This window comes from Stenotrophomonas sp. TWI819, assembly GCF_039673075.1.
GTDB lineage: Bacteria > Pseudomonadota > Gammaproteobacteria > Xanthomonadales > Xanthomonadaceae > Stenotrophomonas > Stenotrophomonas rhizophila_B.
Window position 1 is genome coordinate 25,118 of record NZ_JBDJKY010000006.1, and the last position, 26,327, is coordinate 51,444.

Sequence of the window (26,327 nt, forward strand, 5' to 3'; positions counted from 1 at the left end):
CATGTCCATCGAACTCCGCCACCTGCGCTACTTCCTGGCCGTCGCCGAGACGCTGCACTTCGGCCGGGCGGCCGAGCGGCTGGGGATGTCGCAGCCGCCGCTCAGCCAGCAGATCCGTCAGCTGGAAACACTGCTCGGCGCGCGATTGTTCCTGCGCGCGAACCGCCGCGTGGAACTCACCGATGCCGGGCGCGTGCTGCAGGAACAGGCGCGTGAGGTGCTGGCGCGGGTGGAGACCGCGATCGATCTGACCCAGCGCGCGCAGCGCGGGGAAACCGGTGAGCTGCGCATCGGGCTGACCCGGGCCACGCCGCTGTCCACGCAGATCCCGCGCGCGATCTTCGCCTACCGCCAGCAGTTTCCGCAGGTGCAGTTGAAGCTGCGCGAGATGAACACACTGCAGCAGATCGATGCGCTGATGGCCGGCGAACTGGATGTCGGGTTGATCCGCAAACGTGCCCTGCCCGCCCCGCTGATGTCACGCAAACTGTTCAGTGATCCACTCGCGCTGGTGGTGCACGACCAGCATCCGCTGGTGCGTGATCTGCCCGCCGATGCGGCGGTGGCGCTGCGGCTGTTCGCGCATGAGCCGTTCGTCGGGTTCCTGCGCGAGGTGGGTGCGGGCATCCACGATCATGTGATCGCGCTATGCCGCAGCGCAGGCTTCACCCCACGCATCGTGCAGGAGGCAGGTGAAGCCTCGACGCTGATCAGCCTGGCGGCCTCGGGGTTGGGGGTAACGGTGCTGCCCGCCTCGTGCTGCCATATCCAGGTGGACGGTGCGCGCTTCGTCGCACTCAGTGATCGTGCGGCCAGTTCGGAAGTGCACGTGGCCTGCCGCCGCGGCCCGGCGTCGCCACTGATCGGTCACTTCACCCGGCTGCTGCAGGGCGTCAGCGGCTGAGCGCAAGCGCGGCGGCGGCCGGCTGCACGCGCTGGCCGAGACGCCACGCGATCACGCCACCGGCCACGGTCAGTACCCCAACGAAACCGCACACGCCCAGCCAGTCCCACTGCGTGTAGAACACGCCGCCAAGCACGCCGGCCACGCTGGAGCCCAGGTAGTAGGCGAACAGGTACAGCGCGGACGCTTCGGCGCGCATCGCACCGGCGCGGCTGCCGACCCAGCTGCTGGCCACCGAGTGGCCACCGAAGAAACCGAACGTCACCAGCGTGATACCGGCCGCCATGCAGCCCAGCCACGGCATCGCGAGCAGCACGATGCCCAGCGCGATCAGTCCGTAGCAGATCGCCAGCACGCGGCTGCGGCCATGGCGATTGGCCTGCTGCCCCATCCACGCCGAGCTGAAGGTGCCGACCAGGTACACGCTGAAGATCAGGCCGACCACGGTCTGGCTGAGGCCATACGGCGGCGCCAGCAGGTGGAAGCCGAGATAGTTGTAGAGGGTGACGAACACGCCCATCAGCACGAACGCGGTGGCGAACAACCACGGCAACCCGGGATCGCCAAACAGGTTGCGCCAGCGCGAAGGCAGTTCGCGCAGGCCGCCACGGCGGCTCTGGAAGTGGCGTGACGGCGGCAGCTGGATCCACAGCAGCACGGTACTGAGCAGTGCGATCAGCGAGACCACGCCGATACCCCAGCGCCAGCCCCAATGGTCGGCGACGATGCCCGCGATGAGACGACCGCTCATGCCACCGATCGCATTGCCGCCGATGTACAGGCCCATCGCCAGGCCCAGCGCGCGGCTGTCCATTTCCTCGGCGAGGTAGGTCATGCCCACTGCCGGGACGCCACTGAGCGCGATGCCGAGCAGCGTGCGCAACACCAGCAGCGTGGTCCAGTCATCCACCATCGCGGTGGTGACAGACAAGACGCTGGACGCCAGCAACGCCGCGACCATCACGCTGCGACGCCCGATGCGGTCGGAGATCAATCCCGCGATCAGCATCGAGACCGCCAGCAGACCGGTGCTCAGCGACAGGGTCAACGCACTGTTGGCCGCGGAGACGCCGAAGTGGCGACTGAATTCCGGCAGCAGCGGCTGCACCGTGTAGAGCAGCCCGAAGGTGGAGAAGCCGGCCAGGAACAGCGCGGCCGCCGTACGCCGGAAGGCCGGGGTGCCCTGCTGGATCTGGTCGCCGGGCGCCGCTGCTGCGGTGGTGGTCGGGGGGCTGCGGTCGGGGACCGCTGCGGTGTCGCCATTCATGCCGGTAAGGCCCGCGTAGACGGGCCGGAGAGAGGAGTCAGCGCTCAGGATAGGCAGCGTCGGTAGGTCGATCCATAACCTGATAGGTCTGAATCGAGATGTTGCAGATATCGATTAAGATCGCGGGCGCTGTTACAGCGCCTGCCAGGTCAGGCCTTCGCCGCGCCGGTAGTACACATGCGAGGCCTTGCCGTACAGCGCGCTGGCCTGGACCAGGCCGAAGAAACGTCCGTCAGCACTGTTGCCGCGGTGGTCGCCGAGCATCAGCACCTGCCCGGCGGGTACGGTCAAGCCGGTGATGTCCGGACCACCGCCCTGGCCCAGATCCAGCTGCGCCAGATGCTGACCGAAGTCTTCGATCTCACCCACCCCGGCCTGAGCCAGCGGATGGCCGTTGATGCTCAGGTGACCGTCGTGCAGCTCGACCCGATCCCCGCCAACCGCCGCGATGCGCTTGATCAGCCGGGTGCCGTCCTGCGGTGAATCGAACACCGCCACGTCACCGCGCTGCGGCTGGCCGGTGTGCAGCAACTCCATCGCGGTGAACGGCAGGCGCACGCCGTAGGCACGCATGTCCACCACCACCCTATCGCCCGGCATCAGCGTGTGCTGCATCGAGCCGCTGGGCACCTGGTAGTGATTGGCCAAGGTGTCGCGCGCCGCAGCGAGCAGGCCGAGCATCACCAGCAGCGGCAGGGCTTCCTTCTTCAGCCAGCGCAGCAGGCGATGGTCGGTGGGGGCAGAGGCGGCGGCGGGGGTGTCCATACGGGCGCTCCAGGAAGTGTGTGGCTGTGACCGGACGGACGGCGGGCAAGTTCCCTGCCCCCCGCTGAAAAAGCTACGCACTGTTTACGCAGGGGCCGCCCGGTCGGCATCGCGGTTTTACGGCGCGCGGCCGCATCGTGGCGACACCGCGCCGAAGGGTGCTTCGAAGAGACGTTCCATGACCATCCTGCTGATCCGGCATACACCGTCGAACGCCGTGCCGGACGCGTCGCCGCTGCCTGCACGGGTCGCCGGGCACCGCCTGGCCTGCCGCGACTGCGACTCCCTGCCGGCCCTGGTGCGCTGCCTGCAGCGTGCCCAGCGCAGCCGCCCGGCGCTGGTCCTGATCGCCACCGCGGCGGTCGATGCACCGCAGTGGGCCCGTTATGGCCAGGCGCTGCGCACCGCGCTGGAGGACCTGCCGGTGCCGTACATCGAGATGGCCAGCAACGACGATGACGCGCTGGACGAGCACCTGCATCCGCAGCATGCCCCGGCCGCGCGGGTCGTCTGCAGCAGCGGTCGCCAGGATGCGTGTCGCCTGTCGTTGGCGATCGCCGCCCATCGCCTGCAGGCCGTGGAGGGCTGAGCCATGTCGATCTTCATCATCCGTGGGCCGGAAGCGGCCGGGCAGCTGATCCGTACCGCGCAGCCGTTGCCGCCGCTCGTCCTCAAATCCCTGGTGCATCGCGCGATCGATGCGGGCACCACGGTGGCGATCCGCGCGTGTGGCTCGGAGCAGGAACTGCTGGATGCCCTGCGCGTGGCCGATCACAGCCGCGGCGAAGTCACCCTGCTCGATCCGGGGGCGTGCGTGGACAGCGCGCGCCTGCAGCGCCTGCTGCCGCATCTGCATAACGCCTACGTGGAAGTGCACGACGATGATGCGCGCGCCCCGGAGGCATGCCTGCCGGCGGATGCGGGCCAGCGCATCGGCGTGGCGCGCGGGTACTGCGCGCAGAGTTACATGCACGCGCTGGAGATCGCGCTGGATCACCTGGGGTGCAGTGAGATTGCCGAGGGCGTGCACGTGGGGACGTGATGCGCGGGGTCGGTGGGGCGGGCGCTGGGCGCCTATGCCCTTGGAGGCGAAATAAAGGGGGAGGGGGCGGCCGCAGGCCGACGCCGGAGGACATTCGCCGGAAAGGGCATAGGGGCCCAGCGCCCGGCCCAGCGGAGCAGCAACCCAAAAAAACGGCAGGGTTTCCCCTGCCGTTTTCGTTTCAGCGTGTGCCGGTGGCAGGCGTACCGACCAACGGCCGGTACCTACCGGGATGCCGCGATTATTTCAGGCCACGATTGACCAGCAGCGGTTCCACCGACGGATCCTTGCCGCGGAACTCGCGGTACAGATCGGCCAGCTCCACGCTGTTGCCGCGCGAGAGGATCTTGTCGCGGAACACCTGGCCGTTCTCCGGGGTCAGGCCACCGTTCTCCTTGAACCACTCGAAGGCGTCATGGTCCAGCACTTCGGCCCAGAAGTAGGCGTAGTAACCGGACGAATACCCGCCACCCCAGATGTGATCGAAGTAGCTGGTGCGGTAGCGCGGCGGCACCTGCGGCAGGTCGACCTTGAACTTCTTCAGCGCGGCCGCTTCAAACGGCGCGACGTCCTGCAGCTTGGCGTCGGCCGGCTGGGTGTGCCAAGCCAGGTCGAGCAGAGCGGCCGAGAGGTACTCCGTGGTCGCATAGCCCTGGTTGAAGGTGCGGGCCTTGAGGATCTTGTCGACCAGCGCCTGCGGCATCGGCTCGCCGGTCTTGTAGTTCTTGGCGTAGTTGGCGAAGACCTTCGGGTCCAGCGCCCAATGCTCGTTGAACTGCGAGGGGAACTCGACGAAATCGCGCGAGGTGCTGGTACCGGCGATGGACGGGTACTTCACCTTCGAGAACATGCCGTGCAGCGCGTGGCCGAACTCATGGAACATCGTGGTCACGTCATCGAAGCTCAGCAGCGCGGGCTGGCCGGCGGCGGGCTTGGTGAAGTTGCACACGTTGTAGACCACCGGCTTGGCACCGGTCAGGCCGTCCTGTTCGACGAACACGTCCATCCAGGCGCCGCCGGACTTGCTGTCACGCTTGAAGTAGTCGGTGTAGAACAGGGCCAGCGAGGTGCCGTCCTTGTCGAACACTTCGTAGACCTTCATGTCCGGGTGGTAGGTGGGGATGTCGGTACGCGGCTTGAAGGTGATGCCGTACAGCTGCGTGGCGGCGTAGAAGACGCCGTTCTGCAGCACGTTGTCCATCTCGAAGTACGGCTTGATCTGCGATTCGTCCAGGTCGTACTGCGCCTTGCGCACCTGCTCGGCGTAGAAGTCCCAATCGGAGGCAGCGAGCTTGAAGCCGCCCTTCTGCGCATCGATCACCTTCTGCATTTCGCTGATCTCACCACGCGCCTTGGCGGTGGCGGCCGGCACGGTGTCGGTCAGCAGCTTGAGCGCGGCGGCCGGGGTCTTGGCCATCTGATCGGCCAGGCTGTAGGCGGCGTAGTTCTCGAAGCCGAGCAGCTTGGCCTTCTGCGCGCGCAGCTGGGCCAGGCGCTGGATGGTCTCGCGGGTGTCGTTGGCGTCGCCCTTTTCGGCACGGGTTTCCGACGCCTTGAGCACGGCGGCGCGCTGCTCGCGGTCGCTCAGCGAGCCGAGCACCGGCTGCTGGGTGGTGTTCTGCAGCGGCAGCAGGTACTTGCCATCGAGGTTGCGGGCCTTGGCATCGGCGGCGGCGGTGTTGATCGCATCCTCATCCAGGCCGGCCAGCTTGGCCTTGTCATCGACGACCACGGCACCGGCGGCGGTCGCAGCCACCAGACGGGTGTGGAACTGCGTGGCCAGCGTGGTTTCTTCCACGTTGAGCTTGCGCAGCGAGGCCTTGTCGGCATCGTTCAACTGCGCGCCGGCGCGCACGAACTCCTGGTAGTCACGCTCGACCAGGCGCTTCTGCACCGGGTCCAGACCCAGCGCATCGCGCTGGTCGTAGATGGTCTTGATGCGGGCGAACAGCTTCGGGTCGAGGTTGATCTCGTCCTGGTGCTCGGCCAGCTTCGGGGCGACTTCTTCCTGCACCTTCTGGCGTGCATCGTTGGTGTCGGCCTGGACCAGGCCGAAGAAGATGCGCGACACGCGGGTCAGGGTCTCGCCGCTGCGCTCCAGCGCTTCGATGGTGTTGTCGAAGGTGGCGGGCTCGGGGTTGTCGGCGATCTTGCGGACTTCGGCCAAGTGCTGCTTCATGCCTTCGTTGAAGGCCGGCAGGTAGTCACTGTCCTTGATCTTGTCGAACGGCGGCGCCTGGAACGGCAGCGTGCTGGCGCTCAACAGCGGGTTGGCGGACGCATCGGCCGGCTGCTGGGTCGGGGCGGGCTGGGTATCGGTCACGGGGGTGGACTCCTTGCCGGAACAGGCCGCCAGCGCCAGGCTGATGGCAGCGGCCAAAACTACGGTACGCGACATGAAACGGGCTCCTTGGATGAGGGCGCGGGACGGAAAATCCCGCAGCCGATCACCCTACTCCCAAAGCCCGCAGGCGGCATGTGCCGGTCGTGGCGCGTGGCTGTGCGGGCCGTGGGGGCTACCCCGCCCGACCCGCCAGCGGCGCTCAGACGGTGCCGCGGGTCTTGCCCTGCCAGGGGCGGTAGTACTCGCGGATCGCGGCCATGTCGGCCGCGTCGTTGCCGGTGGGATGGAACAACGGGCCGATGCCGATGGTCTTTTCCGGGTAGTGGAAGTACGCGGCCAGCACCGGCACATCGGCCATGCGTGCGATTTTGAGGAAGCCGGCCTTCCAGTGCTGCACCGCCTTGCGCGTGCCTTCCGGGGTGATCGCGTACCACAGGCGGTCCGAGCCACGGATCAGGCTGACCGCCTGCTCCACGGTGCCCTGCGGCGAGCTGCGGTCCAGCGGGATGACGCCGAGCTTGCGCAGCAGCGGCCCCAGCGGCCACCAGAACAGCGAGGCCTTGCCCAGCACCTTGACCTGCATGCCCAGCGCGATCTTCGCCGCCATGCCCCAGAAGCCATCCCAGTTGGACGAATGCGGGGCGATGATGAACACCACTTTGGGCACATCGGGCAGGGTGCCGGTCACTTTCCAACCGCCCAGGCGCAGCGTGCAGCGGGCCAGCCAGCGGAGGAAGCGGTTCGGTTTGACCTGCGGCATGTTCGGCGGAACCACCGGCAACAACGGACTTCGGTTGTTCAAGCAATCACTCCCAATTGCGTGTGGTGCGCCCGCGCTTGATCTGCGCGCGCCCCTTTTTGGCGTCCAGACGACGCAGTTTCGACCCGTAGGTCGGCTTGGTGGCCACGCGTGCCTTGGGCACGCTCAGCCCCGCCTGGATGAAGGCGGCCAGTCGATCGCGCGCGTCCTCGCGGTTACGGTCCTGGGTACGGAAACGCTGTGCATCGATGACCAGCACGCCTTCGCCGGTCATGCGCCGGTCGCGGCGGGCCAGCAGGCGCGCGCGCAACGGCTCGGGCAACGAAGGCGAGCCGGCCACGTCGAAGCGCAGTTCGACGGCGGTGGAGACCTTGTTGACGTTCTGGCCACCGGCGCCGCTGGCGCGCACGAACCGCTCGACGAGTTCCGTATCCGGAATCGTCAGGTGCGCGCTGATGGTGACTGGCCCGTTGCCCATGGGCCGCATTGTAAGGGGAGGACCGCCGGCTGGGTGACTGCAACGTGCGTGGATGTCGCCGATAACGTCCTCAATTACGGTCTGATGACGCCATCGCAGGTATTCTCCGGTTTCCCGCAACGCAGGATGCTCCGCAATGTTCCCGATCCGCCCGATGGCCCGCCGTGGCCTGATCCGCATGACATTCGCCCTGGCGCTGGGCCTGGGCGCGATCGCGCCGGCCATCGCCGCGCCGCCGTCGGATGCCGACATCAACCGCCTGCTGGCCGCCTCGCGCGCGCAGACCATGCTGGACACGATGCTGCCGCAGATCGAGGCGATGCAGCGCCAGCAGTTCCAGCAGGTGGCGCAGCAGCGCCAGCTGGATGCGACGCAGCAGGCGCAGTTGCAGCGGATCGAGCAGCGGACCAACCAGACCGTGCGTCAGGCGCTGTCCTGGAAGGAGCTGCGGCCGATGTACGTGGATCTGTACAAGCAGACCTTCAGCAAGGAAGACGTGCTGGCGATGGCGGAGTTCTATGAAAGCTCGGCGGGGCAGAGCCTGTTGGACAAGACGCCGGCGCTGATGCAGAACGTGATGGTGGCGATCCAGGCCAAGATGCAGCCGCTGTTCGTGGATCTGCAGAAGGACCTGGAGGCGATCGTGAATGAGCCGACGCCGGCGGCCGCGCCGGCGAAGAAGTAATCGAGCTCAGAATTACAGAGGGGTACGTGTAAGTCCGCGTACCGCAGCTGTTCGTATCCCATGGATGAGGAAGCCGGGCAGCCCAAGCCGGGACGCGGCGTGAATCCCTCCATGGAGCCTCGTGGGTGGCATCCATGCCACCCAACGGTCCCGGCTTGGGCTACCCGGCTTCCTCTCGACAGTGGGTCGCGGTCGGTGGGAACACCCCGACAGCCGTCCAGGTCAGCGCACTTCCCAGTCGAACAGATCCATCGCCTTGCGGAATTCGCCATCCACCGGCGCGCTGATGTCCATCGGCGTGCCATCCGGATGCGGGAAGCGCAGGCGCTCGGCGTGCAGGAGCATGCGGTGGATGCCCTGCATGCGGAAGCTGCGGTTGTGGCGGCCGTCGCCGTGGCTGGTGTCGCCGATCAGGTGATGCGAGAGGTGCTTGAGGTGGCGGCGGATCTGGCGGAATCGGCCGGTCTGCGGCTGACAGCGCAGCAGGGCGTAGCGTGAGGTGTCGAACTCGCCCATCGGGATCGCGATCTCGCCCACGGCGACACGCTGGAAGTGGGTGATCGCCTGCTTCTTGACCGGCTTGCCGGGGCCGCCATCGAGGTCGTGGTCGACGGTGAAGGCCTCGTCGGCCGGCCAGCCGCGGCAGATCGCGAGGTAATCCTTGGTGACGTCGCCGCCCATCAGCGATTTGCCGAGCACGCTGGCACTTTCGCGATCAAAGGCGAGCAGCAGGCAGCCGCTGGTGGCGCGGTCCAGGCGATGGACGAGGAAGATCGGCTTGCCGAGCTGTTCGCGCAGGCGGTCGGCGAGGAAGTCGTCTTCGCCCCGGGCAAGCTTGCTGTCGTGGACCATCAGCCCGGCGGGCTTGTTGACCACGGCGAGCTGGTCGTCCAGGTGCAGCAGCTGCAGGGGCGGAAGCGCCGCAGGCGTCTCGGCGATGGCCTCTGCCTGCAGCTCGATCGCGCTCATCGGCGCCACCAGGCACTGGCCAGCGAGAACACGCCCGCCGCGCCGGTCACCCAGCTCCACACCGGGGCATCGCCGAAGTACCAGCCACCGGGCTGCAGGCCATACAGCACCGCAGCGACGATCATCAGGCCGACGCCGGCGATCGCAGCCACCGCGCGCTTCTGCAGTTTCTGCACGCTGACATTCAGCGCGGCCAGATCGCGCGAGCGCATCGACAGTTCGTGGTCGCCTTCCACCTGCTGGCGCAGCCAGGCGTGGACCAGGCGCGGCATGTCCGGCGTATGCGTCATGATTTCAGGCAGGCGCTTGCGCACTTCCTTGAGTACGCGGCGTGGGCTGTAACGCTCGCGCAGGATGCGTTCCAGCACCGGTCGCGCGACCGCCCAGATATCCAGTTCCGGATCGAGCTGACGGCCGACCCCTTCGATGTTGAGCAGGGTCTTCTGCAGCAGGATCAGCTGCGGCTGCAGGGTGAGCTCGTAGCGCTGGGCCACGCGGAACAGCTTGATCAGCACCTCGGCCAGCGAGATCTGCGACAGGGGGCGGGTGAAATAGGGCTCGCACACCGAACGCGCGGCCGCTTCGAGTTCATCGATGCGCACGTTGTTGGGCATCCAGCCGGCCTCGACATGCAGCGCAGCCATGCGCCGGTAGTCCTTGTTGAAGATGGCCATGAAGTTCTCGGCCAGGTAGTACTGATCTTCTTCGGACAGCTGGCCCATGATGCCGAAATCCAGCGCGATGAAGCGCGGGTTGTCGCGGCGCGCCGGATCGGTGTCGACCCAGATGTTGCCGGCGTGCGCATCGGCGTGGAAGAAGTTGTCGCGGAACACCTGGGTGTAGAACACCCGCACGCCCTTGGCGGCCAGCGCCTTGCGGTCGATGCCGGCCTTGTCCAGCGCGACGATGTCATCCGACGGAATGCCCCACACGCGCTCCAGGGTCAGCGCGCGCTCGGCGGTATGGCTCCAGATCACTTCCGGTACGTACAGATCGTCCGAGTCGATCCAGTTGCGACGCAGCACGCTGGCATTGGCGCCTTCGCGCTGCAGATCCAGTTCGGCGGCCAGGGTGTTTTCGACTTCGGCGACCACTTCGCGCGGGCGGATCTTGTCGGCACGCGGGTGCGCGCGCTCGATCAGCGCGGCGGCCGATTTGAGCAGCGCGATGTCGGCGTCGATCTGCTTTTCGATGTCCGGGCGCAGCACCTTGACCACCACCTGGCGGCCATCGGCGAGCGTGGCCGCGTGCACCTGCGCGATCGAGGCCGAGGCCAGCGGCTGCAGATCGAAGCTGGCGAAGGCTTCGCTGACCGGGCGGCCGAGCGCACGCTCGACGATGGCCTGCGCGGTGGCGCCGTCGAACGGCTTGACCCGGTCCTGCAGCAGGGTGAGTTCGTTGGCGACGTCGGCCGGGATCAGGTCACGGCGGGTGGAGAGGATCTGGCCGAACTTGACGAAGATCGGGCCCAGGTCCTGCAGCGCCAGGCGCAGGCGCGCACCGCGCGACTGTGCGGCGATGTCGGCCGAGGCGCGTGGCACGAATGGTTTGGCCAGGCGCAGCCAGCGTTCGGCCGGGGTACCCTGGAGCAGATCGTCGAGGCGGTAACGCAGGATGATGCGGCCGATGCGGCTGGCCCGGAAGATCGCCTTCATGGGCCCACCTGCCGCAGGCGCTGGACGCGCACGGCCATGCGTTCAACGTCGTCGCGCATCACGTCCACATCGTCGTGGAAGGCATCCAGTTCTGCTCGGGGTACCACGTCGCGCGACTCCTCGGTGACAAATTCAGCGGCGCTGTGCGCCAGGTCGGACGCGCCGCGGCGCGCATGCTGCAGTGCCGAGCGCAGGGTGTTGGCGATCTGCACGCCCATCACCTCGCCGAACACGCGCACGAACGGCTGCTGCCAGTCCGGATCGAAACGGGTCGCCAGCTGCTGCAGGCGGCGGGCCAGCTCGGCATCGCCGGAGACCTTGACCCGCCCGGCCGGCGCATCACCGCCACGGCGTGCATTGGCCAGGAAGGGCAGCTGGGCCAGCACCCCGCCCAGCGTGCTGCGCACGGCCAGGTCCGGCTCCTGCTGCGGATCGACCGGGCCGACCGTGAGGCGCTCCCCGTCCACCCCGATCCGCATCGCCAACGCAGGCGATTCCAGGGTCAGGGCGATGTGGCGGCCATCCAGCGCGGCCAGCGCGCTGCGGGTGTCCGGGTCCAGCGCCAGCGCGCGGTTGAGCGTGAGCTGCAGCGCATTGCCAGCCAGCGGCTTGAGGGAAGAGAGCAGGGAACGGGCCATCACCGCATTCTACCGTGTGCCCTTGAACGGCGGGCGTGCGCAGGCATCACGCACCGCCACGCGGGCGGTGCCCGCCGCGTCGACACCGCACCCGCATTTTCCCGGGCGCCGACTCGGTTCATGCTATGGCTCCCCAACACAGCGACAGGAGCGGCAACAGGCATGGGCAAGACCCGGGTAGGCATCATCTTCGGTGGCCGTTCGGCCGAGCACGAGGTCTCGCTGCAATCGGCGAAGAACATTCTCGATGCGCTGGACAAGGACCGCTTCGAGGTCAGCCTGATCGGCATCGACAAGCAGGGCCAGTGGCACGTGAGCGACCCGCGCGACTTCCTGCTCAATGCCGGCGACCCGGCACGGATCGCACTGCACCGCTCGGGCAATGCGGTGGCGGTGCGGCCGGGCCTGGAGCGCCAGCAGCTGGTTCCGACCGATCCGGCCACCGCGCTGGAGCAGATCGACGTGGTGTTCCCGATCGTGCACGGCACGCTGGGCGAGGACGGTTCGCTGCAGGGGCTGCTGCGCATGGCCAACCTGCCCTTCGTGGCCTCGGGCGTGCTGGGCTCGGCAGTGGCGATGGACAAGGACATGGCCAAGCGCCTGCTGCGCGATGCCGGGCTGGCGGTGGCGCCGTTCGCCTGCTTCAACCGGGTCACTGCGGCCCAGGCCGATTACACCGCGCTGGTCGCCGCGCTGGGCACGCCGCTGTTCGTGAAGCCGGCCAACCAGGGCTCCTCGGTGGGTGTGAGCAAGGTGCGCAACGAGGCGGACTTCCATACCGCCCTCGCGCTGGCGCTGTCGTTCGATCACAAAGCGCTGGTGGAAGCGGCGATCGACGGCCGCGAGATCGAGTGCGCTGTGCTCGGCAATGAACACCCCGAAGCCAGCGTCTGTGGCGAGGTGGTCGTGCACGATGATTTCTATTCGTACGACACCAAATACATCAGCGAGACCGGTGCCGACATCGTGGTGCCGGCGGCCATCACCGATGCGGAGCAGTCCCGTATCCGCGAGATCGCCGTGCAGGCCTACCAGGCACTGGAGTGTGCCGGCCTGGCACGCGTGGACGTGTTCCTGACCTCGGCTGGCGAGGTGGTGATCAACGAGATCAACACGTTGCCCGGCTTCACCCGCATCAGCATGTACCCGAAGCTGTGGGCGGCCAGTGGGCTGGATTACACCACGCTGATCACGCGGCTGCTGGAACTGGCGATGGACCGGCATGCGCGTGAGCGCGATCTGCGCAGTTCCATCGCAACGACGGCCTGAACACCGTTGCCGATGTCAGGCCGTCGTTTTTTCCGCAGCGCGTCCCACGCCGGAGAGAGGTGGCGCAGGACGCGCCGGACACTAGGTCCGCTTGCGGAACATCGAAACCACAGCCAGGATCAGGAAAACGACGAACAGGATCCAGGCGACGTTGCTGGCGGCGCCGGCAATGCCCGAGAAACCAAGCACCGCCGCGATGATGGCGATGACAAAAAAGATGACGGCGTAATGCAGCATGTCGACCCTCGCGTTGATGCGTGCCGGAGTTGGCGTGGGGCCATGTTCACCAACCTGCGGTGTTCAGGGAGTGATGGAATCCTGTGCGTTCGATGAAGATGCCAGCCGGGCCAGCCCTTCTTCGATGCTGACCAAGGGCACATAGCCGAAATCGCGACGCGCCGGTTCCATGCTGTACCAGTGCGGGGTGCACAGCTGCTCGGCCAGAAAGCGGGTCATCGGCGGTTCGCCGCGCAGGCGCAGCAGCGGCCACAGCCGCTCGCAGACCGCGCCGATCCGGTAGGCCGCCTTGAAGCTGATCGACTTCGTCACCGGCGGGGCATCCACCGCGGCCAGCAGCTTGTTGAGCAGCTCGCGCATCGGCAGCGGCTCGCCGTTGGAAATGAAGTACGCCTTGCCGGCGCAGGCCGCGCCCGGGGCCAGGTGTTCCAGGGCCAGGAAGTGGGCCAGCGCGGCGTTGTCGATGTAGGTGGTATCGACCTTGTTCTGCCCATCGCCGACGAAGCGCAGGCGGCCGGCGCGGGCGCGCTCGGCCAGGCGCGGCACCAGCTGCTGGTCGCCCGGGCCCCAGATCAAGCGGGGCCGCAGCGCCACCGTGGCCAGCCGCGCATCGTTGGCCGCCAGCACGCGCTGCTCGGCGATGGCCTTGGTGGCCGCGTACGGCGCCTGGAAGTTCTCGCCATACGGCACCTCGTCCGCGCCCAGGCCCTCGACCGGATGCGTGGCGCGATGGGTCACGCTGGGCGTGGAGGTGTAGACCAGCTTGCCCACGCCGTGCGCGCGGCAGGCCGCGATGACATTGTCGGTGCCGACCACGTTGGCCTGGTGATAGCTGTCATAGCTGCCCCAGGCGCCGGCCTTGGCCCCATTGTGGAAGACCGCATCGACCCCGGCCACCGCGTGCAGCACCGCCTGCGCATCGGCCAGGTCGCCGCGGATCTGGCCCACGCCCATCGCCTGCAGCGCGGGGTAATGGCCGCGGTTGAACGCCAGCACCTGATGACCGCGCGCGATCAATCCCTTGCACAGGGCCTGGCCGAGGAACCCGCCGCCGCCGGTAACGAGGATCTTCATGCGTGCTGCTCCAGTTGCGCGGTGGCCCAGACCGTGAGCTTCTCGCGGCCGATCTTGGCGTTGTGGCGGATGTCGACCGGGAAGCCCGGGTGCGGCAGGAACTGCTCGATGCGCGCGGTGTGCGCATGTGCGGCCGCTTCACGGCGCAAGCGCTCGACCAGGGCGGGCGAATCGATGGTGCCGGGCTGCAGTTCGTAGCACAGCACCGGCCGCTGCCGACCCGGTGCACCCACGCCGACCAGCGCGGTGCGGGCGATGCCCTCCAGCGCATTGAACACCGGCTCCACCTGCTCGGTGTACAGCGGCCCCTGCGCGGTTTCCACACGCTGGGTCTTGCGCCCACAGAACCACAGCCGGCCCTGCGCATCGAAGTAGCCGACATCGCCCATCCGGTGCACGACCCGCGTGCTGCCATCGGCCAGGGTTTCGGTGATCTTCGCCGCGGCGGTGGCCTGCGGGCGGTTGAAGTAGCTGTCGGTGGCGGTCGGGCCGGCCACGGTGATCTCGCCGACCTCGCCAGTGGCCAGCACACGGGCCTGCGACCATGCCGGCAGCGGTGCGTCGTCGATGGCGATGATGCGCACCTCGTTCGGCGCGACCACGCGGCCGACACAGGTACCGGCGCCGGCCTCGGTGGCCTGGCGGGTGTTCTCCAGCTCGCGGCCTTCGATCACCGCCACCGGCAGGCACTCGGTGGCGCCGTAGGGGGTCCAGAACTGGGCGTCGTCGGGCAGCAGGCGGCGGATCCGCGCGACCACGTCCGGCGGCACCGGTGCCCCTGCCGAGGTCACCCGGCGCACGCTCGGCAGCGGCTGGCCGTGATCCGCCAGGACCCGCATCAGCGCGGGCGAACCGAACAGCTGGGTGACACCGAAGCGGTTGATGGCGTCATGCAGCTTGCGCGGATCGGCCTGGGCCGGGCGGGTCGGGTCCATGTCCGGGATCACCGAGGTCAGCCCCAGTGCCGGATCGAACAGCGCGAACGGCGGGAAGGTCGGCAGATCCACCCCACCCGGCTCCATCCCGAAGGCGGCGCGCAGCAGCTCGACCTGGCCGACGAAATGACGGTGGCGGTAGACCACGCCCTTGGGCACGCCGGTGGAGCCGCTGGTGAACAGGATCGCCGCGACATCCTCGCCATCGGTCTGGGCCAGCGCAGGCGCCGCCGTGGCGCCCTGGGCTTCCAGCCGGGCCAGGGTGGTGCCACCCCAGCCCCAGCGGCGGCCGACGGTCACCAGCAGGTGCGCAGAGCGGCACCAGCGCAGCACCAGGCGCGCCACGTGGGCCAGGCCGATGCCGATGAAGGCCTGCGGCTGGGCCTCGTCCAGGCATTGCTTCAGCGCGCGCTTGTCGATGCCCGGGTCGACCAGCACCGGAACCGCGCCGTTCTTGAACAGCGCGAACATCAGCAGGAAGAACTCCGGCGAGGGCCGCACCATCACCACCGCGCGCACGCCGCGGCCGATGCCATGCGCGGCCAGGCCGGCCGCCATCGCGTCGCTGCGGGTGTTGAGGGTGCGGTAATCCAGGGTGACGTCATAACGCGCCATGCCGCCGGACCCGGGCTTGCCGGGGCAGCGGATGGCGATCTGGTCGGGGCGTTCACGGGCCAGCTCGGGCAGGCGCGCGGCGATATTGATGGCGCTGTTCATCCGTTCATTGTCGCCGCTGCAGAAAAATCTTGCGCGCCGGCCGGTGGCGTGGAAAATTCGCGCCCTTCCCTCCTGCTTCGCTGCCGCCCAAGGCCGGTGCCCCATGCCCCATCCCTGCCTCACCTGCGGCGCCTGCTGCACCCAATACCGTGTGGCCTTCCATTGGATGGAATCGGACGAGGTCACCCCCGGTGGCGTCCCGCACCAGCTCACCCAGGTGCTGGACCCGCACCGGCTGTGCATGCGCGGCACCCTGTCCAAGCCGGTGTACTGCGTGGCGCTGGATGCGGAGATCGGCGTGTATTCGCGCTGCAGCATCCACCCCAACCGCCCCAGCGTGTGCCGTGAGGTGGATGCCTCGTGGGAGTACGGCAAGGCCAGCCCCCAGTGCGACAAAGCGCGCGTGGCGCACGGCATGCCCGCGCTGACCCTGGCCGACTGGCGCTGGCGGGACGAGGCGGGCAATGACGATGATCATCCCGATGACAACGGCAATTCGCCGGCGCCGCCGCAGGCACCGATCGCGGCGTAAAGATCGGCATGGGCAGGTGACGACCGTTGGTCGTCACGCCGATCAGATCGGGTTCGCGTCCAGAAATGCGCGGATCTTCGGCACCAGCACCTCGTGCTTGTCTTCCAGCACGTAATGCCCGGCATCCTCGAAGGCATGCACCTGCGCCTGCGGCAGTGCGGCCTGGAAGCCCTTCAGGAAGTGGTGGTCGAACACGAAATCACGCAGGCCCCAGCCGATGAAGGCGGGACGGTCGGCGTAGCTGGGCAGGGTCTGGCCGGCACGCTCCAGCAGCGACCAGGCTTTGTCGGCCGGCGACAGCGGGATATCCTGCATGAAGCGGATGGTGCTGATGCGGTTGGCGTAGCTGTTGTACGGCGACACATAGGCGCGGCGCACCTCGGCCGGCATCTTCCGCTCCACGCCCAGCCACGAGGCACCGGACGAGAAGGCGTTGAAGGTGCGGATGATCCACTCACCCACCGTCCAGTGGCGGCCCAGCGCGATCTGCCACGGCATTTTCTTCGCGGCCGGCATCGGGAAGGCGGCGGTGTTGAGCACCACCAGCCGCTTGACCTGCGCGTGGTGCGACAACGCCCAGCCGAAGCCGATCATGCCGCCCCAGTCGTGCACGGCCAGGGTCACCGGGCCGGTGATGCCCAGGTGCGCGAGCAGCGCGTCGAGGTCATCCACGCGCGACTGCAGGGTGTAGTCGTAGTGCGCGTCATCGGGCTTGTCCGACAGGCCCATGCCGATATGATCCGGCACGATGCAGCGGTATCTGTCCGACAAGCCGGCCACCAGGGTGCGCCAGTAATAGCTCCACGACGGATTGCCGTGGACCATCACCACCACCTCGCCATCGCGCGGGCCTTCGTCGAGATAGTTCATCGACAGGCCGGGGCGCACCTCGAAGCGGTGCGGATGGGCGGGGTAACCGGGCAGCTGTGGCATGCAAACGCACCTGTGAAAAGGGCCGGCAGAACCGGCCCTTGATGTTCAATTCCAACGCCGCAGCAGCCTGCGGCGACTGGTTTACCAGACCACTTCGGCCATCGAGCAGTTCAGGCCCGAGCCGATGCCGAGCAGCGCGATGCGATCGCCCTTCTTCAGCTTGCCCAGCTGCTTGAGCTTGCTCAGCACGATCGGCACCGAGGCCGGGCCGATGTTGCCGTGCTCGCCGAAGATCGTCATCACCTTCTTCGGGTCGATGCCGAAGTTCTTGATGAAGGCGGCGGTGTGCGGCTGGCTGACCTGGTGGATCACGAACTGGTCCAGTTCCTCCACGGCCCAGCCCAGTGCTTCACGGGCGGCGACGAAGGTCTTCTGTGCCAGCTTGATGCCTTCGATCAGCAGCATGCGGGTGTCGGTGACCATGCGGTCCAGGTTGCCGCGGCACAGCTGGTTCCACTCGGTGGCCGAGCGGGTCACGCCACCACGGTAACGCGGGGCATCGGGCACCAGCTCGGTGCGCGCCATGACCATCGCCGCGGCACCGCAGCCCAGGGTCAGGGCGGCCATCTCGTTGCGGAAGTCATCGGCGGTCACGCCCGGCAGGGCCATGCGCTCGAGGGTCTTCTCGTACACCAGGTTGGCGGTTTCACCGTCGACGATCAGCGCGTAGTCGATCTCGCCGCGTTCGAGCATGCGGGCGGCGATGTCCATGCCGTTGATGAAGGCCAGGCAGGCATTGGCGACGTCGAAGGTCATGCATTCGTCGCCGACCCCCAGGTTGCCCGAGACGATGCTGGCCGTGGACGGCTCCAGGTAGTCGCGGCTGACCGAGGTGTTGACCAGCAGACCGATCTTGTCGGCGCCGATCCCGGCGTCTTCCAGTGCTTTGCGGGCGGCCAGCGTGGCGGCGTCGGAGGCCAGCATGTCGGCATCCCACAGGCGACGGGCGTGGATACCCGCGATATCGCCGAGCACATCGGTACGGATGCCAAGGCGATCCAGCGTCGGCTTCAGCCGTTCGTTGATTTCCTTGGACGTCAGCGTGTGCGGCGCGTCGATGTGCGCCAAGCCGGCGATCGAGACATTCTTGAAGAGCATCAGTTAGCGCCAAGGCTCAGGCAAAGGGGGCGTTATTGTAAGCCGGCACGGCTTTCACCGCACCTTTACGAATTCACGCCCGGGCGTATGGTCCGGGCGCGGGGTGAAGGGTTCAGCGTGGCGGGCACTGGAAGGCCAGGAAACGCTGGCTGCCATCGGCGGGCAGGCCCGAGGCCTGCACGGCATTGGCACCGGCACTGGGCGCCTCGTTGCGGGCCAGGGTTTCCAGCTCTTCCTGCACGCGCAGCGGGTTGCGGTTGTAGAAGCCCACCTTGCTCTTCACGGTGACCACCACCTCGCCCTTGCTCTGGCAGCCGCTCGGCGCGGGGCCGGCCGGCAGCACGCGGACCGTCTTGCCGGAGGACTCGATCGGCACCCAGGTGCAGGCGGAAACGCTGAGGATCAGGGCGGACAGAAGCAGAATGCGCATGGACAAGGCCTGGCTGGAATACGTAAGGGAGTGTGCGGGAAACAACTGAATCGGGGGTGATCAGGGGCCGGGATGGTTCCCGGCGCCTGAGGGCGGGTCAGCGCGATGGCTGACCCGCTGTCGGCATCACCGGGCCTTGGGTGCCGCCGCCGGAGCAGCCGGAGCCACCACCTTGCCTTCAGCATCGATCACCTGCACCTGACCGAAGTTGAGCGCACGCACCGGCGCCTCGGTCTGCTTGAGGTCACCGACCACCACCCAGGTCAGCGCGTTCGGGTCCAGCGTGGCCGCGGCCTGCTGCACCTGGGCCGGGGTCATCGCCTCGATCTCGGCCTTGCGCTGGACCACATAATCGTCCGGGCGCTGGTACCGCACGATCCCGCTGATGGTGCCCATCACCGCGCTGGCGGTCTCGTAGGCACCGGGCAGGCTCAGGTTCTGGATGTTGCGGATGCGCGCCACTTCGGCCGGGGTGGCCGGCTTGGCACCGCTGGCGAACTCGGCGATCTCCTTGCGCATCTCCTGCATCGACTCGGCGGTCTTGTCGATCTGCACCGGTGCGCGGGCGCCCCACGGACGCTGGCCCAAGGTGTTGCTGGCGCTGCTGCCGGCACCGTAGGACCAGTGCTTCTGCTCACGCAGGTTCATGTTCAGGCGCGAGGTGAAGTCGCCGCCGAGCACGCCGTTGGCGATGTCCAAGCGGGTCGAACCCGGGTCCTTGGAGGAAGGCACCACCTGGCTGGCGAACAGGTTGGCCTGCACCGCACCCGGCTGGTCGATCAGGTACACACGGGCCTGGGTCGGCCGTGCCACGTCCACCGGGGCCTTGACCTGCGGCGCAGCGCCCTCGGCCTTCCAGTTGCCGAGCTGGCGCTCCAGCAAGGGCACGATTTCCTTCAGCGTGGTATCGCCGACCACGATCAGGGTGCCCTGCTCCGGGCGCAGCCAATCACGGTGGAAATCGACCAGGTCTTCGCGGGTCATGGACTGGATGTCCACTTCATTGCCGCTGCCGGTGAACGGGATGGCATACGGATGGCCGGCGCCGTACAGCAGCGTCGGCATCACGCGCATGGCCACGGCGCTCGGGTTGACCTTTTCCTGCTGGATGCCGGCGATCCAGGTCGCCTTGACGCGGTCGATCTCGGCCTGGTCGAAGCGCGGCTGGCGCAGCATGTCCGCATACAGGGCCAGCGACGGGGCCAGGTTTTCCTTCAGCGCGGACAGGTACACGCTGGTGCTGTCCAGCGAGGCGGAGGCATCGAGATTGGCGCCCAGTGCATCGGCGGCATCGGCGAACGGCAGCGCGCCGAGCTTGCCGGCGCCCTCGGTGAGCAGCCCCATGGTGAAGTTGGCGGTGCCGGACTTGCGGCCCTGGTCGGCGGTGAAACCACCCGGGAACTCATAGCTGAACTGCACGACCGGGATGTCGTGACGCTCGGCCAGGATCACCTGGGTGCCGTTCTTCAGCGTGGCGCGGTGCAGCTCCGGGAATTTCAGGTCCGGGAAGGTCTTGGTCTGCGGCACGCCGGTGCTGCGGTCGACCTGCTTGGCCAGGGTCGTGAAGCTGGGATCTACCGCGGGCACGGTGAACGGCTTGGGCGTTTCCGACGGCAGTTCGGCCAAGGCAACGCGCGCGCCCGGTTCGACCACGATGGTGTGGTCGCCAGCGCCCAGCCACTTGGCGCCGACATCACGCACCTGCGCAGCGGTGGCCGCATCGATGGTGGCCAGCGACTTGCGGAAGCAGCCCGGGTCACCTTCGTACACCGTGCACTCGGCCAGCGCGTCGGCCTTGCCGCCGAAGCCACCGATCCGCTCGATGCCGCGGATGAAACCGGCACGGAAGGCGGTCTTGCCGCGGCTCAGCTCATCGGCGGTCGGACCGTCCTTGGCCAGGCGCTTGACCTCTTCATCGATGATCGCCTCGACCTTGGCCGGGTCCACGCCCTGCTTGACGCTGGCCATGATCACGAAGTTCGAGCCCAGCTGCGAGCTGTAGGCGCCGGCGCTGATGTTGTCCACCAGCTTGTCCTGGTGCAGCAGGCGCTGATCCAGACGCGAGGACTTCGCACCGCCGAGAACCTGCGCGAACAACTGCAGCTGGTCGATGTCGGTGGTGCCGACCTGGGCGACGTTCCACGCGCGGTAGATGCGCGCCTGCGGCACCTTGTCGGTCATCACCTCACGCGTGCTCTTCTCGCGCTTGGCCACGTCCACCTTCGGCTGGGCCATGCTCGGGCCGGCCGGGATGTCGCCGAAATACTTGGCGACCTTTTCCTTCGCCGTGGCCAGGTCGATGTCACCGGCCAGTACCAGCACCGCATTGTTCGGGCCGTACCAGGTGCGGAACCAGGTCTTCACGTCGTCCAGCGAGGCGGCGTTGAGATCGTTCATCGAGCCGATCACGCTGTGGTGATACGGGTGCCCTGCCGGGTACATCGCGCGGGTCAGCTTTTCCCAGACCTGGCCATAGGGCTGGTTCTCGCCCTGGCGCTTTTCGTTCTGGACCACGCCGCGCTGTTCGTCCAGGGCGGCCTGGTCGATCGCACCGAGCAGATGGCCCATGCGGTCGGACTCCATCCACAGCGCCATGTCCAGCGCCGTGGTGGGCACGTTCTCGAAATAGTTGGTGCGGTCGGTATTGGTGGTGCCGTTCTGGCCGGTCACGCCGACCTGCTTGAAGGGCTCGAAATACTCGCCGTCGTGGTTCTCGCTGCCCTGGAACATCAGATGTTCGAACAGGTGCGCAAAGCCGGTGCGGCCGGCGGGTTCGTCCTTGCTGCCCACGTGGTACCAGATGTTGACGGCCACGATCGGCGCCTTGCGGTCGGTGTGCACCACCACGCGCAGGCCGTTGGGCAGGGTGAACTGCTCGAACGGAATGTCGACCTTGGCCACCGTGGCCGGCTTGGCCAGGACCGGTGCGGGCGCCAGTGAACCCAGTGCGGCGGAGAGCGCGACAGCCAGCAGCGCAGCACGCGGTCGAAGTTGGACGGTCATTCCGGTTCCTTGGTCATGAAAGTGAAGCCGGATGCTAGCGCGCCGCCCGGGCAAAAGGCATCGGCCAACAGTCATTGGGGCCCTGACGGACAGTCGCGACGCGATCCCGCGGACATCTGTCCGGACAGCGGACACTCGCGGATCAACAAAAACCCTTTGGAATCAACGGATAAAACTTGGCACGCGTCCTGCGTGGTACTGGGCAAGGGAAGCAAGGATCAAACCGAAACTGACTGGAAGCTGAACAAAAATAAGAAAGTTCAAATTGTTCTTGCGCGCCCCGAATCGGTGTACTACCTTACTACCACACCACTTCTCACCAACACTAAACAGGACCTCGCCATGAACACCAAGACTCTCGCCATCGCCATCGCCTTTGCCGCCGGTTCCGCGTTTGCTTCGTCGGTGCAGGCCGCCCCCGCCATCGTCACCCTGGACACCGTGCAGGTCCGCCCGTCCGCCGACCAGATCGCCCAGGCCGAGGTTGAGCGCACCAGCAGCATCCCGACCCTGGCCGTCGTGGAAGTCCGCCCGACCGCTGGCCTGATCGCCGATTACCGCGCCGAACTGACCGCCAACCGCCGCGTCACCACCCTGGCCGCCATCGAAGTGCGCCCGACCGCCGAACAGCGCCAGGCCCTGGCTGCCGAACAGACCACCGCCCGCAGCTACGTCGCCACCTTCACCGCTGCCGCCACCGCGGTGGCCAACGAAGTGATCATCAACCTGCCGACCCTGCAGGTGCGTCCGTCGCCGGCCGATCTGCAGGCGCTGGCCCTGGAAACCGCTGCCGCCGCCGCCTCGACCGCTGCCTCGACCGCTGCCTCGACCCTGATCCGCCAGTAAGCCGTCGCTGCAGCCTCCTGCAGCCACGGCGTACACTTCGCCGATGACTGCCACGCCCACGTTCCATGTCGTCCTGTTCCAACCCGAAATCCCGCCGAACACCGGCAATGTGATCCGCCTCTGCGCCAACACCGGCGCGCGGCTGCACCTGATCGAGCCGCTCGGTTTCGACCTGAGCGACAAGCAGCTCAAGCGCGCCGGCCTGGACTATCACGAATACGCCCGACTGCAGGTCCATCCAGATCTCGAGACCGCCCTGCAGGTGATTGCGCCCAAGCGCCTGTTCGCGCTGAGTACCCGCGGCAGCGTGCGTTACGACACCCAGCACTTTGAAGATGGCGATGCCTTCCTGTTTGGCCCGGAAACCCGTGGCCTGCCCCAGGACCTGCTCGACAGCCTGCCCCACGGCCGCCGTCTGCGCCTGCCGATGCGACCGGACAACCGCAGCCTCAACCTGTCCAACACCGTTGCGGTGGTGATGTACGAGGCGTGGCGCCAGAACGGGTTTGCCGGCGGGGAATGACTCAGAAAGCGTTGATGCCCGTGAGCTCGCGCCCGATCACCAGCTGGTGCACGGTCTCGGTACCTTCGTAGGTGATCACCGATTCCAGATTGAGCGCATGCCGGATCGCCACGTGCTCGGTGGTGATGCCCGCGCCGCCGAGCAGATCGCGGCACTCGCGCGCGATGTCGATCGCCATGCGGCAATTGTTCCACTTGGCCAGGCTCACCTGCTGCGGCTGCAGCTGCCCCGCATCCTTCAGCCGGCCCAGCTGCAAGGCCAGCAATTGGGCCGTGGTGATCCGCCGCGCCATGTCGGCCAGCTTGATCTGCGCACTCTGGGTGGCCGCCACCGGCCGGCCGAACAGCACGCGCTGCTTGGTGTAAGCCAGCGCTTCGTCCAGGCAGGCCACCGCGGCACCGATCGGGCCCCAGCTGATGCCGTAGCGCGCCTGGTTCAAGCAGCCCAGCGGCCCTTTGAGGCCCTGCACATTGGGCAGGCGGTTACGGTCGGGCACGCGCACATTGTCGAAGAACAGTGCGCCGGTCAGTGAGGCGCGCAGGCTCATCTTGTGCTTGATCTCCTGCGTGGTGAACCCGGCCATGCCCTTCTCGAGCACGAAGCCCTGGATGCCGTCTTCGGTGTGCGCCCAGATGATCGCAATGTCCGCCACCGGCCCACTGGTGATCCACATCTTGCTGCCGTTGATCAGCCAGTCACCACCATCACGCACCGCGCGGGTCTTCATCGCCGCCGGATCGGAGCCGCCGTGCGCCTCGGTCAGGCCGAAGCAGCCGATCACCTTGCCGGTGGCCATGTCCGGCAACCAGCGCAGGCGCTGTTCTTCGCTGCCGTAGGCGTAGATCGGGTACATGCACAGCGAGCTCTGCACCGAGACAAAACTGCGCAGGCCCGAATCGCCGCGCTCCAGTTCCTGGCAGATCAAGCCGTAGCTCACCGCATTCAGTCCACCGCCGCCGTACTGCTCGGGCAGGCTCGAGCCGAGCAGACCCAGTGCAGCGATCTCGGGGATCAGTTCATCGGGAAAGCGGCCTTCATCAAAGGCATCACCGATGATCGGCAGCACCCGGGTATCGGTGAAGCGCGCCACCGTCGCCTGCACCGCGCGCTCCTCCTCGCTCAGCAGGGAACGGATATCGAACAGATCGAACGGATTGAGTGACATGGCATCCCGGCAGGTGGCGGTGGAACAGGGCCCCATTGTGGTCGCTGCGCGGGAAGGGGCCAAGAGACGGGATGCCGCGCCCCATTGCTGCGTCGCACCATATCGGCACCGAACGCGCGCCGACACCGCTGTCATCGTCGGCGATCTAGGCTTAAATGCGTCGTGCCGGTACTCTGGCGCACTGATCCACCGTTTCGCCGTGGTGTGACACGCGCGATTCCCAGGCAACCGCCGCCGTTCACCCCGCGGCACTACCCAAGAGTTACGCAGCCCCATGAGCGAAGCAATCAACGTCCTGCCCCCGCGTGAAGTGATGGAATTCGATGTGGTGATCGTCGGTGGCGGCCCCGCTGGCCTGGCCACGGCGATCCGGCTGCGCCAGCGCGCCATCGAGGCCGGCCGCGAGCTGTCGGTGTGCATCCTGGAGAAGGGCTCCGAACCCGGCGCGCACATCCTGTCCGGCGCGGTGATGGACCCACGCGCGTTGACCGAACTGTTCCCGGACTGGGCCGAGCGCGGCGCACCGCTGAAGCAGAAGGTCACACGCGACGAGTTCCTGTTCCTCAACGAGATGGGGTCGCGCAGCACGCCCAACGCACTGCTGCCGGAATGCTTCCACAACGAAGGCAACTACATCGTCAGCCTCGGCGAGGTCACCCGCTGGCTGGCGCAGCAGGCCGAAGCGCTGGAGGTGGCGATCTTCCCCGGCTTCCCGGCGGCGGAAGTGCTGTACAGCGACGATGGCGCGGTGATCGGCGTGGCCACCGGCGACATGGGCATCGAGAAGAACGGTCAGCCCGGCCCGGCGTTCGAGCGCGGCATGGCGCTGCACGCCAAGTACACGATCTTCGCCGAAGGCTCGCGCGGGCATCTCGGCCGCCAGCTGATCGCCCGCTTCCAGTTGGATGCCGGCAAGGATCCGCAGGCCTACGGCATCGGCATCAAGGAACTGTGGCAGATCGATCCGGCCAAGCACGAACCGGGCCTGGTGGTGCACGCCGCCGGTTGGCCGCTGGACAACGACACCTACGGTGGCGCGTTCCTGTACCACGCCGAGGGTGGCAAGGTGTCGATCGGCTATGTGGTCGGCCTGGACTACAAAAATCCGTGGCTGAGCCCGTTCGAAGAGTTCCAGCGCTTCAAGACGCACCCGGACATCCGCAAGCATCTGGAAGGTGGCAAGCGCATCGGCTACGGCGCGCGCGCGATCACCGCCGGTGGTTTGATGTCGCTGCCCAAGACGGTGTTCCCGGGTGGCGCGCTGGTCGGCTGCGAGGCCGGCTACCTCAACGTCAGCCGGATCAAGGGCAGCCACGCCGCGATCAAGACCGGCATGCTCGCCGCCGATGCCGCCTTCGATGCGCTCGCCGCCGATCGCCAGCACGATGAGTTGAGCGCCTATCCGCAGGCGTTCGAGAGCAGCTGGCTGCATGCCGAGCTGCAGCAGGCCAAGAATTTCAAGCAGTGGTTCAAGAAGGGCCAGACCGTGGCCACGTTGATGACCGGCATCGAGCAGTGGCTGCTGCCCAAGCTCGGCATCCGCAATCCGCCGTGGACGCTGCGCCACAGCACCCCGGACCACGCCTGCCTGGAGCCGGCGTCGAAGCACGCGAAGATCACTTATCCCAAGCCCGATGGCGTGCTCACCTTCGACCGCCTCAGCTCGGTGTTCCTGAGCAGCACCAACCACGCCGAAGACCAGCCCAGCCACCTGACGCTCAAGGACGCCAGCGTGCCGGTGCGGATCAACCTGAGCGAATACGCCGGGCCGGAAGCGCGTTACTGCCCGGCGGGCGTGTACGAGTTCGTCGGCAGCGATGGGCACGAACAGTTGCAGATCAACGCGCAGAACTGCGTGCACTGCAAGACCTGCGACATCAAGGACCCGACCCAGAACATCGTCTGGGTGACCCCGCAGGGCGGCGGCGGCCCGAACTACTCGGGCATGTGATCGGCACGGCCTGCGACCACCGGTCGCAGGTCAACGGGCGCGGCAGGTACCGCCGCGCCCGCTATCCTGAGCGTCCTGTCCCGGGGCCTGTCTGCGCCATGCTTCCT

The 26,327-nt window shown here is 67.3% G+C and carries 25 protein-coding genes; 9 read left to right on the forward strand and 16 right to left on the reverse strand.

The features are described 5' to 3' along the window. Nucleotide 1: 1 nt before the first annotated feature. Nucleotides 2-904, forward strand: a complete 903-nt coding sequence (locus tag ABE463_RS09810; protein WP_346468033.1) for a LysR substrate-binding domain-containing protein — start codon at nucleotides 2-4, stop codon at nucleotides 902-904. On the opposite strand, the gene ABE463_RS09815 is transcribed toward ABE463_RS09810, so the two are convergent. Both ABE463_RS09815 and lepB read right to left on the reverse strand, forming a co-directional pair. Next, nucleotides 894-2,171 (reverse strand): MFS transporter, encoded by a 1,278-nt coding sequence (locus ABE463_RS09815; RefSeq protein WP_346468034.1) that lies wholly within the window; start codon nucleotides 2,169-2,171, stop codon nucleotides 894-896. The genes ABE463_RS09810 and ABE463_RS09815 overlap by 11 nt on opposite strands. A gap of 132 nt (nucleotides 2,172-2,303) precedes the next feature. Then, nucleotides 2,304-2,936, reverse strand: a complete 633-nt coding sequence (gene lepB, locus ABE463_RS09820; protein WP_346468035.1) for a signal peptidase I — start codon at nucleotides 2,934-2,936, stop codon at nucleotides 2,304-2,306. A gap of 178 nt (nucleotides 2,937-3,114) precedes the next feature. Between lepB and ABE463_RS09825 the strand changes: the two genes are divergently transcribed. Further along, nucleotides 3,115-3,525, forward strand: coding sequence for a hypothetical protein (locus ABE463_RS09825; RefSeq protein ID WP_259260570.1), 411 nt, complete (start codon nucleotides 3,115-3,117; stop codon nucleotides 3,523-3,525). 3 nt (nucleotides 3,526-3,528) lie between these two features. Next, a complete protein-coding gene (locus ABE463_RS09830; protein ID WP_346468036.1) occupies nucleotides 3,529-3,978 on the forward strand; it encodes a 3-dehydroquinate dehydratase in 450 nt (149 codons plus the stop codon). A 241-nt stretch (nucleotides 3,979-4,219) separates the two neighbouring features. Here the strand turns inward: ABE463_RS09830 and dcp are convergent, their stop codons facing one another. The 3 genes from dcp to arfB form a co-directional block, all read right to left on the reverse strand. Next, nucleotides 4,220-6,376, reverse strand: a complete 2,157-nt coding sequence (gene dcp, locus ABE463_RS09835; protein ID WP_046272277.1) for a peptidyl-dipeptidase Dcp — start codon at nucleotides 6,374-6,376, stop codon at nucleotides 4,220-4,222. 145 nt (nucleotides 6,377-6,521) lie between these two features. Then, entirely contained in the window at nucleotides 6,522-7,082 is a 561-nt protein-coding gene (locus ABE463_RS09840) for a lysophospholipid acyltransferase family protein (RefSeq protein ID WP_346468186.1), read from the reverse strand. Between the two features lie 46 nt (nucleotides 7,083-7,128). Then, a complete protein-coding gene (gene arfB, locus ABE463_RS09845; protein WP_121044396.1) occupies nucleotides 7,129-7,560 on the reverse strand; it encodes an alternative ribosome rescue aminoacyl-tRNA hydrolase ArfB in 432 nt (143 codons plus the stop codon). 178 nt (nucleotides 7,561-7,738) lie between these two features. Between arfB and ABE463_RS09850 the strand changes: the two genes are divergently transcribed. Continuing rightward, nucleotides 7,739-8,245: a DUF2059 domain-containing protein gene (locus ABE463_RS09850; RefSeq protein WP_259260784.1), complete on the forward strand. Its 507-nt coding sequence runs from the start codon at nucleotides 7,739-7,741 to the stop codon at nucleotides 8,243-8,245. Nucleotides 8,246-8,467: 222 nt separating this feature from the next. Here the strand turns inward: ABE463_RS09850 and ABE463_RS09855 are convergent, their stop codons facing one another. From ABE463_RS09855 to ABE463_RS09865, 3 genes are read right to left on the reverse strand one after another with little or no spacing between them, the layout of a single operon-like run. Next, a complete protein-coding gene (locus tag ABE463_RS09855; protein WP_123731207.1) occupies nucleotides 8,468-9,214 on the reverse strand; it encodes a pseudouridine synthase in 747 nt (248 codons plus the stop codon). Then, on the reverse strand, nucleotides 9,211-10,869 hold the full coding sequence (gene ubiB, locus ABE463_RS09860) for a ubiquinone biosynthesis regulatory protein kinase UbiB (RefSeq protein ID WP_019184870.1): 1,659 nt from the start codon (nucleotides 10,867-10,869) through the stop codon (nucleotides 9,211-9,213). The genes ABE463_RS09855 and ubiB overlap by 4 nt, the downstream gene beginning before the upstream one ends. Continuing rightward, on the reverse strand, nucleotides 10,866-11,507 hold the full coding sequence (locus ABE463_RS09865) for an SCP2 sterol-binding domain-containing protein (RefSeq protein WP_259260578.1): 642 nt from the start codon (nucleotides 11,505-11,507) through the stop codon (nucleotides 10,866-10,868). Before ABE463_RS09865 ends, ubiB begins: the two co-directional genes overlap by 4 nt. Nucleotides 11,508-11,669: 162 nt before the next feature. On the opposite strand from ABE463_RS09865, the gene ddlA reads away from it, so the two are divergent. Further along, entirely contained in the window at nucleotides 11,670-12,776 is a 1,107-nt protein-coding gene (gene ddlA / locus ABE463_RS09870; protein ID WP_346468037.1) for a D-alanine--D-alanine ligase, read from the forward strand. Between the two features lie 81 nt (nucleotides 12,777-12,857). Here the strand turns inward: ddlA and ABE463_RS09875 are convergent, their stop codons facing one another. The 3 genes from ABE463_RS09875 to oleC all read right to left on the reverse strand — a co-directional run bounded on the left by ABE463_RS09875 (nucleotide 12,858) and on the right by oleC (nucleotide 15,739). Then, complete coding sequence (locus ABE463_RS09875; RefSeq protein WP_019184873.1) at nucleotides 12,858-13,013, reverse strand: DUF1328 domain-containing protein; 156 nt, start codon at nucleotides 13,011-13,013, stop codon at nucleotides 12,858-12,860. 63 nt (nucleotides 13,014-13,076) lie between these two features. Next, nucleotides 13,077-14,087: a 2-alkyl-3-oxoalkanoate reductase gene (gene oleD, locus ABE463_RS09880; protein WP_346468038.1), complete on the reverse strand. Its 1,011-nt coding sequence runs from the start codon at nucleotides 14,085-14,087 to the stop codon at nucleotides 13,077-13,079. Next, nucleotides 14,084-15,739: an olefin beta-lactone synthetase gene (oleC, locus tag ABE463_RS09885; RefSeq protein WP_346468039.1), complete on the reverse strand. Its 1,656-nt coding sequence runs from the start codon at nucleotides 15,737-15,739 to the stop codon at nucleotides 14,084-14,086. The genes oleD and oleC overlap by 4 nt, the downstream gene beginning before the upstream one ends. A gap of 103 nt (nucleotides 15,740-15,842) precedes the next feature. Between oleC and ABE463_RS09890 the strand changes: the two genes are divergently transcribed. Beyond that, the gene (locus ABE463_RS09890; RefSeq protein ID WP_346468040.1) at nucleotides 15,843-16,271 is read left to right on the forward strand and encodes a YkgJ family cysteine cluster protein; all 429 of its coding nucleotides are present in this window, start codon (nucleotides 15,843-15,845) and stop codon (nucleotides 16,269-16,271) included. 42 nt (nucleotides 16,272-16,313) lie between these two features. Here the strand turns inward: ABE463_RS09890 and ABE463_RS09895 are convergent, their stop codons facing one another. From ABE463_RS09895 to ABE463_RS09910, 4 genes are all read right to left on the reverse strand, one after another. Continuing rightward, on the reverse strand, nucleotides 16,314-17,204 hold the full coding sequence (locus ABE463_RS09895; RefSeq protein ID WP_346468041.1) for an alpha/beta fold hydrolase: 891 nt from the start codon (nucleotides 17,202-17,204) through the stop codon (nucleotides 16,314-16,316). A gap of 81 nt (nucleotides 17,205-17,285) precedes the next feature. Next, the gene (locus ABE463_RS09900) at nucleotides 17,286-18,302 is read right to left on the reverse strand and encodes a 3-oxoacyl-ACP synthase III (RefSeq protein ID WP_019184878.1); all 1,017 of its coding nucleotides are present in this window, start codon (nucleotides 18,300-18,302) and stop codon (nucleotides 17,286-17,288) included. Nucleotides 18,303-18,414: 112 nt separating this feature from the next. Beyond that, on the reverse strand, nucleotides 18,415-18,732 hold the full coding sequence (locus ABE463_RS09905) for a DUF4156 domain-containing protein (protein ID WP_088434811.1): 318 nt from the start codon (nucleotides 18,730-18,732) through the stop codon (nucleotides 18,415-18,417). 126 nt (nucleotides 18,733-18,858) lie between these two features. Then, complete coding sequence (locus ABE463_RS09910; RefSeq protein ID WP_346468042.1) at nucleotides 18,859-21,735, reverse strand: pitrilysin family protein; 2,877 nt, start codon at nucleotides 21,733-21,735, stop codon at nucleotides 18,859-18,861. Nucleotides 21,736-22,077: 342 nt separating this feature from the next. Here ABE463_RS09910 and ABE463_RS09915 point away from each other — a divergent pair, with 342 nt between their 5' ends. Together ABE463_RS09915 and trmL are read left to right on the forward strand one after the other, a co-directional pair. Next, nucleotides 22,078-22,581 (forward strand): hypothetical protein, encoded by a 504-nt coding sequence (locus ABE463_RS09915; protein ID WP_346468043.1) that lies wholly within the window; start codon nucleotides 22,078-22,080, stop codon nucleotides 22,579-22,581. Between the two features lie 43 nt (nucleotides 22,582-22,624). After that, a complete protein-coding gene (gene trmL / locus ABE463_RS09920) occupies nucleotides 22,625-23,104 on the forward strand; it encodes a tRNA (uridine(34)/cytosine(34)/5-carboxymethylaminomethyluridine(34)-2'-O)-methyltransferase TrmL (RefSeq protein ID WP_123731066.1) in 480 nt (159 codons plus the stop codon). A 1-nt stretch (nucleotide 23,105) separates the two neighbouring features. Here the strand turns inward: trmL and ABE463_RS09925 are convergent, their stop codons facing one another. Then, nucleotides 23,106-24,269, reverse strand: a complete 1,164-nt coding sequence (locus ABE463_RS09925) for an acyl-CoA dehydrogenase family protein (protein ID WP_346468044.1) — start codon at nucleotides 24,267-24,269, stop codon at nucleotides 23,106-23,108. Nucleotides 24,270-24,543: 274 nt separating this feature from the next. Between ABE463_RS09925 and ABE463_RS09930 the strand changes: the two genes are divergently transcribed. Continuing rightward, nucleotides 24,544-26,220 (forward strand): electron transfer flavoprotein-ubiquinone oxidoreductase, encoded by a 1,677-nt coding sequence (locus ABE463_RS09930; protein WP_346468045.1) that lies wholly within the window; start codon nucleotides 24,544-24,546, stop codon nucleotides 26,218-26,220. The last annotated feature ends 107 nt before the right edge of the window (nucleotides 26,221-26,327 follow it).

Excerpts from the sequence above, each read along its gene's own strand:
- ABE463_RS09810 (WP_346468033.1), top strand. The coding sequence starts at position 2 with ATGTCCATCGAACTCCGCCACCTGCGCTACTTCCTGGCCGTCGCCGAG.
- ABE463_RS09815 (WP_346468034.1), bottom strand. The coding sequence starts at position 2,171 with ATGAATGGCGACACCGCAGCGGTCCCCGACCGCAGCCCCCCGACCACC.
- lepB (WP_346468035.1), bottom strand. The coding sequence starts at position 2,936 with ATGGACACCCCCGCCGCCGCCTCTGCCCCCACCGACCATCGCCTGCTG.
- ABE463_RS09825 (WP_259260570.1), top strand. The coding sequence starts at position 3,115 with ATGACCATCCTGCTGATCCGGCATACACCGTCGAACGCCGTGCCGGAC.
- ABE463_RS09830 (WP_346468036.1), top strand. The coding sequence starts at position 3,529 with ATGTCGATCTTCATCATCCGTGGGCCGGAAGCGGCCGGGCAGCTGATC.
- dcp (WP_046272277.1), bottom strand. The coding sequence starts at position 6,376 with ATGTCGCGTACCGTAGTTTTGGCCGCTGCCATCAGCCTGGCGCTGGCG.
- ABE463_RS09840 (WP_346468186.1), bottom strand. The coding sequence starts at position 7,082 with ATGCCGCAGGTCAAACCGAACCGCTTCCTCCGCTGGCTGGCCCGCTGC.
- arfB (WP_121044396.1), bottom strand. The coding sequence starts at position 7,560 with ATGGGCAACGGGCCAGTCACCATCAGCGCGCACCTGACGATTCCGGAT.
- ABE463_RS09850 (WP_259260784.1), top strand. The coding sequence starts at position 7,739 with ATGACATTCGCCCTGGCGCTGGGCCTGGGCGCGATCGCGCCGGCCATC.
- ABE463_RS09855 (WP_123731207.1), bottom strand. The coding sequence starts at position 9,214 with ATGAGCGCGATCGAGCTGCAGGCAGAGGCCATCGCCGAGACGCCTGCG.
- ubiB (WP_019184870.1), bottom strand. The coding sequence starts at position 10,869 with ATGAAGGCGATCTTCCGGGCCAGCCGCATCGGCCGCATCATCCTGCGT.
- ABE463_RS09865 (WP_259260578.1), bottom strand. The coding sequence starts at position 11,507 with ATGGCCCGTTCCCTGCTCTCTTCCCTCAAGCCGCTGGCTGGCAATGCG.
- ddlA (WP_346468037.1), top strand. The coding sequence starts at position 11,670 with ATGGGCAAGACCCGGGTAGGCATCATCTTCGGTGGCCGTTCGGCCGAG.
- ABE463_RS09875 (WP_019184873.1), bottom strand. The coding sequence starts at position 13,013 with ATGCTGCATTACGCCGTCATCTTTTTTGTCATCGCCATCATCGCGGCG.
- oleD (WP_346468038.1), bottom strand. The coding sequence starts at position 14,087 with ATGAAGATCCTCGTTACCGGCGGCGGCGGGTTCCTCGGCCAGGCCCTG.
- oleC (WP_346468039.1), bottom strand. The coding sequence starts at position 15,739 with ATGAACAGCGCCATCAATATCGCCGCGCGCCTGCCCGAGCTGGCCCGT.
- ABE463_RS09890 (WP_346468040.1), top strand. The coding sequence starts at position 15,843 with ATGCCCCATCCCTGCCTCACCTGCGGCGCCTGCTGCACCCAATACCGT.
- ABE463_RS09895 (WP_346468041.1), bottom strand. The coding sequence starts at position 17,204 with ATGCCACAGCTGCCCGGTTACCCCGCCCATCCGCACCGCTTCGAGGTG.
- ABE463_RS09900 (WP_019184878.1), bottom strand. The coding sequence starts at position 18,302 with ATGCTCTTCAAGAATGTCTCGATCGCCGGCTTGGCGCACATCGACGCG.
- ABE463_RS09905 (WP_088434811.1), bottom strand. The coding sequence starts at position 18,732 with ATGCGCATTCTGCTTCTGTCCGCCCTGATCCTCAGCGTTTCCGCCTGC.
- ABE463_RS09910 (WP_346468042.1), bottom strand. The coding sequence starts at position 21,735 with ATGACCGTCCAACTTCGACCGCGTGCTGCGCTGCTGGCTGTCGCGCTC.
- ABE463_RS09915 (WP_346468043.1), top strand. The coding sequence starts at position 22,078 with ATGAACACCAAGACTCTCGCCATCGCCATCGCCTTTGCCGCCGGTTCC.
- trmL (WP_123731066.1), top strand. The coding sequence starts at position 22,625 with ATGACTGCCACGCCCACGTTCCATGTCGTCCTGTTCCAACCCGAAATC.
- ABE463_RS09925 (WP_346468044.1), bottom strand. The coding sequence starts at position 24,269 with ATGTCACTCAATCCGTTCGATCTGTTCGATATCCGTTCCCTGCTGAGC.
- ABE463_RS09930 (WP_346468045.1), top strand. The coding sequence starts at position 24,544 with ATGAGCGAAGCAATCAACGTCCTGCCCCCGCGTGAAGTGATGGAATTC.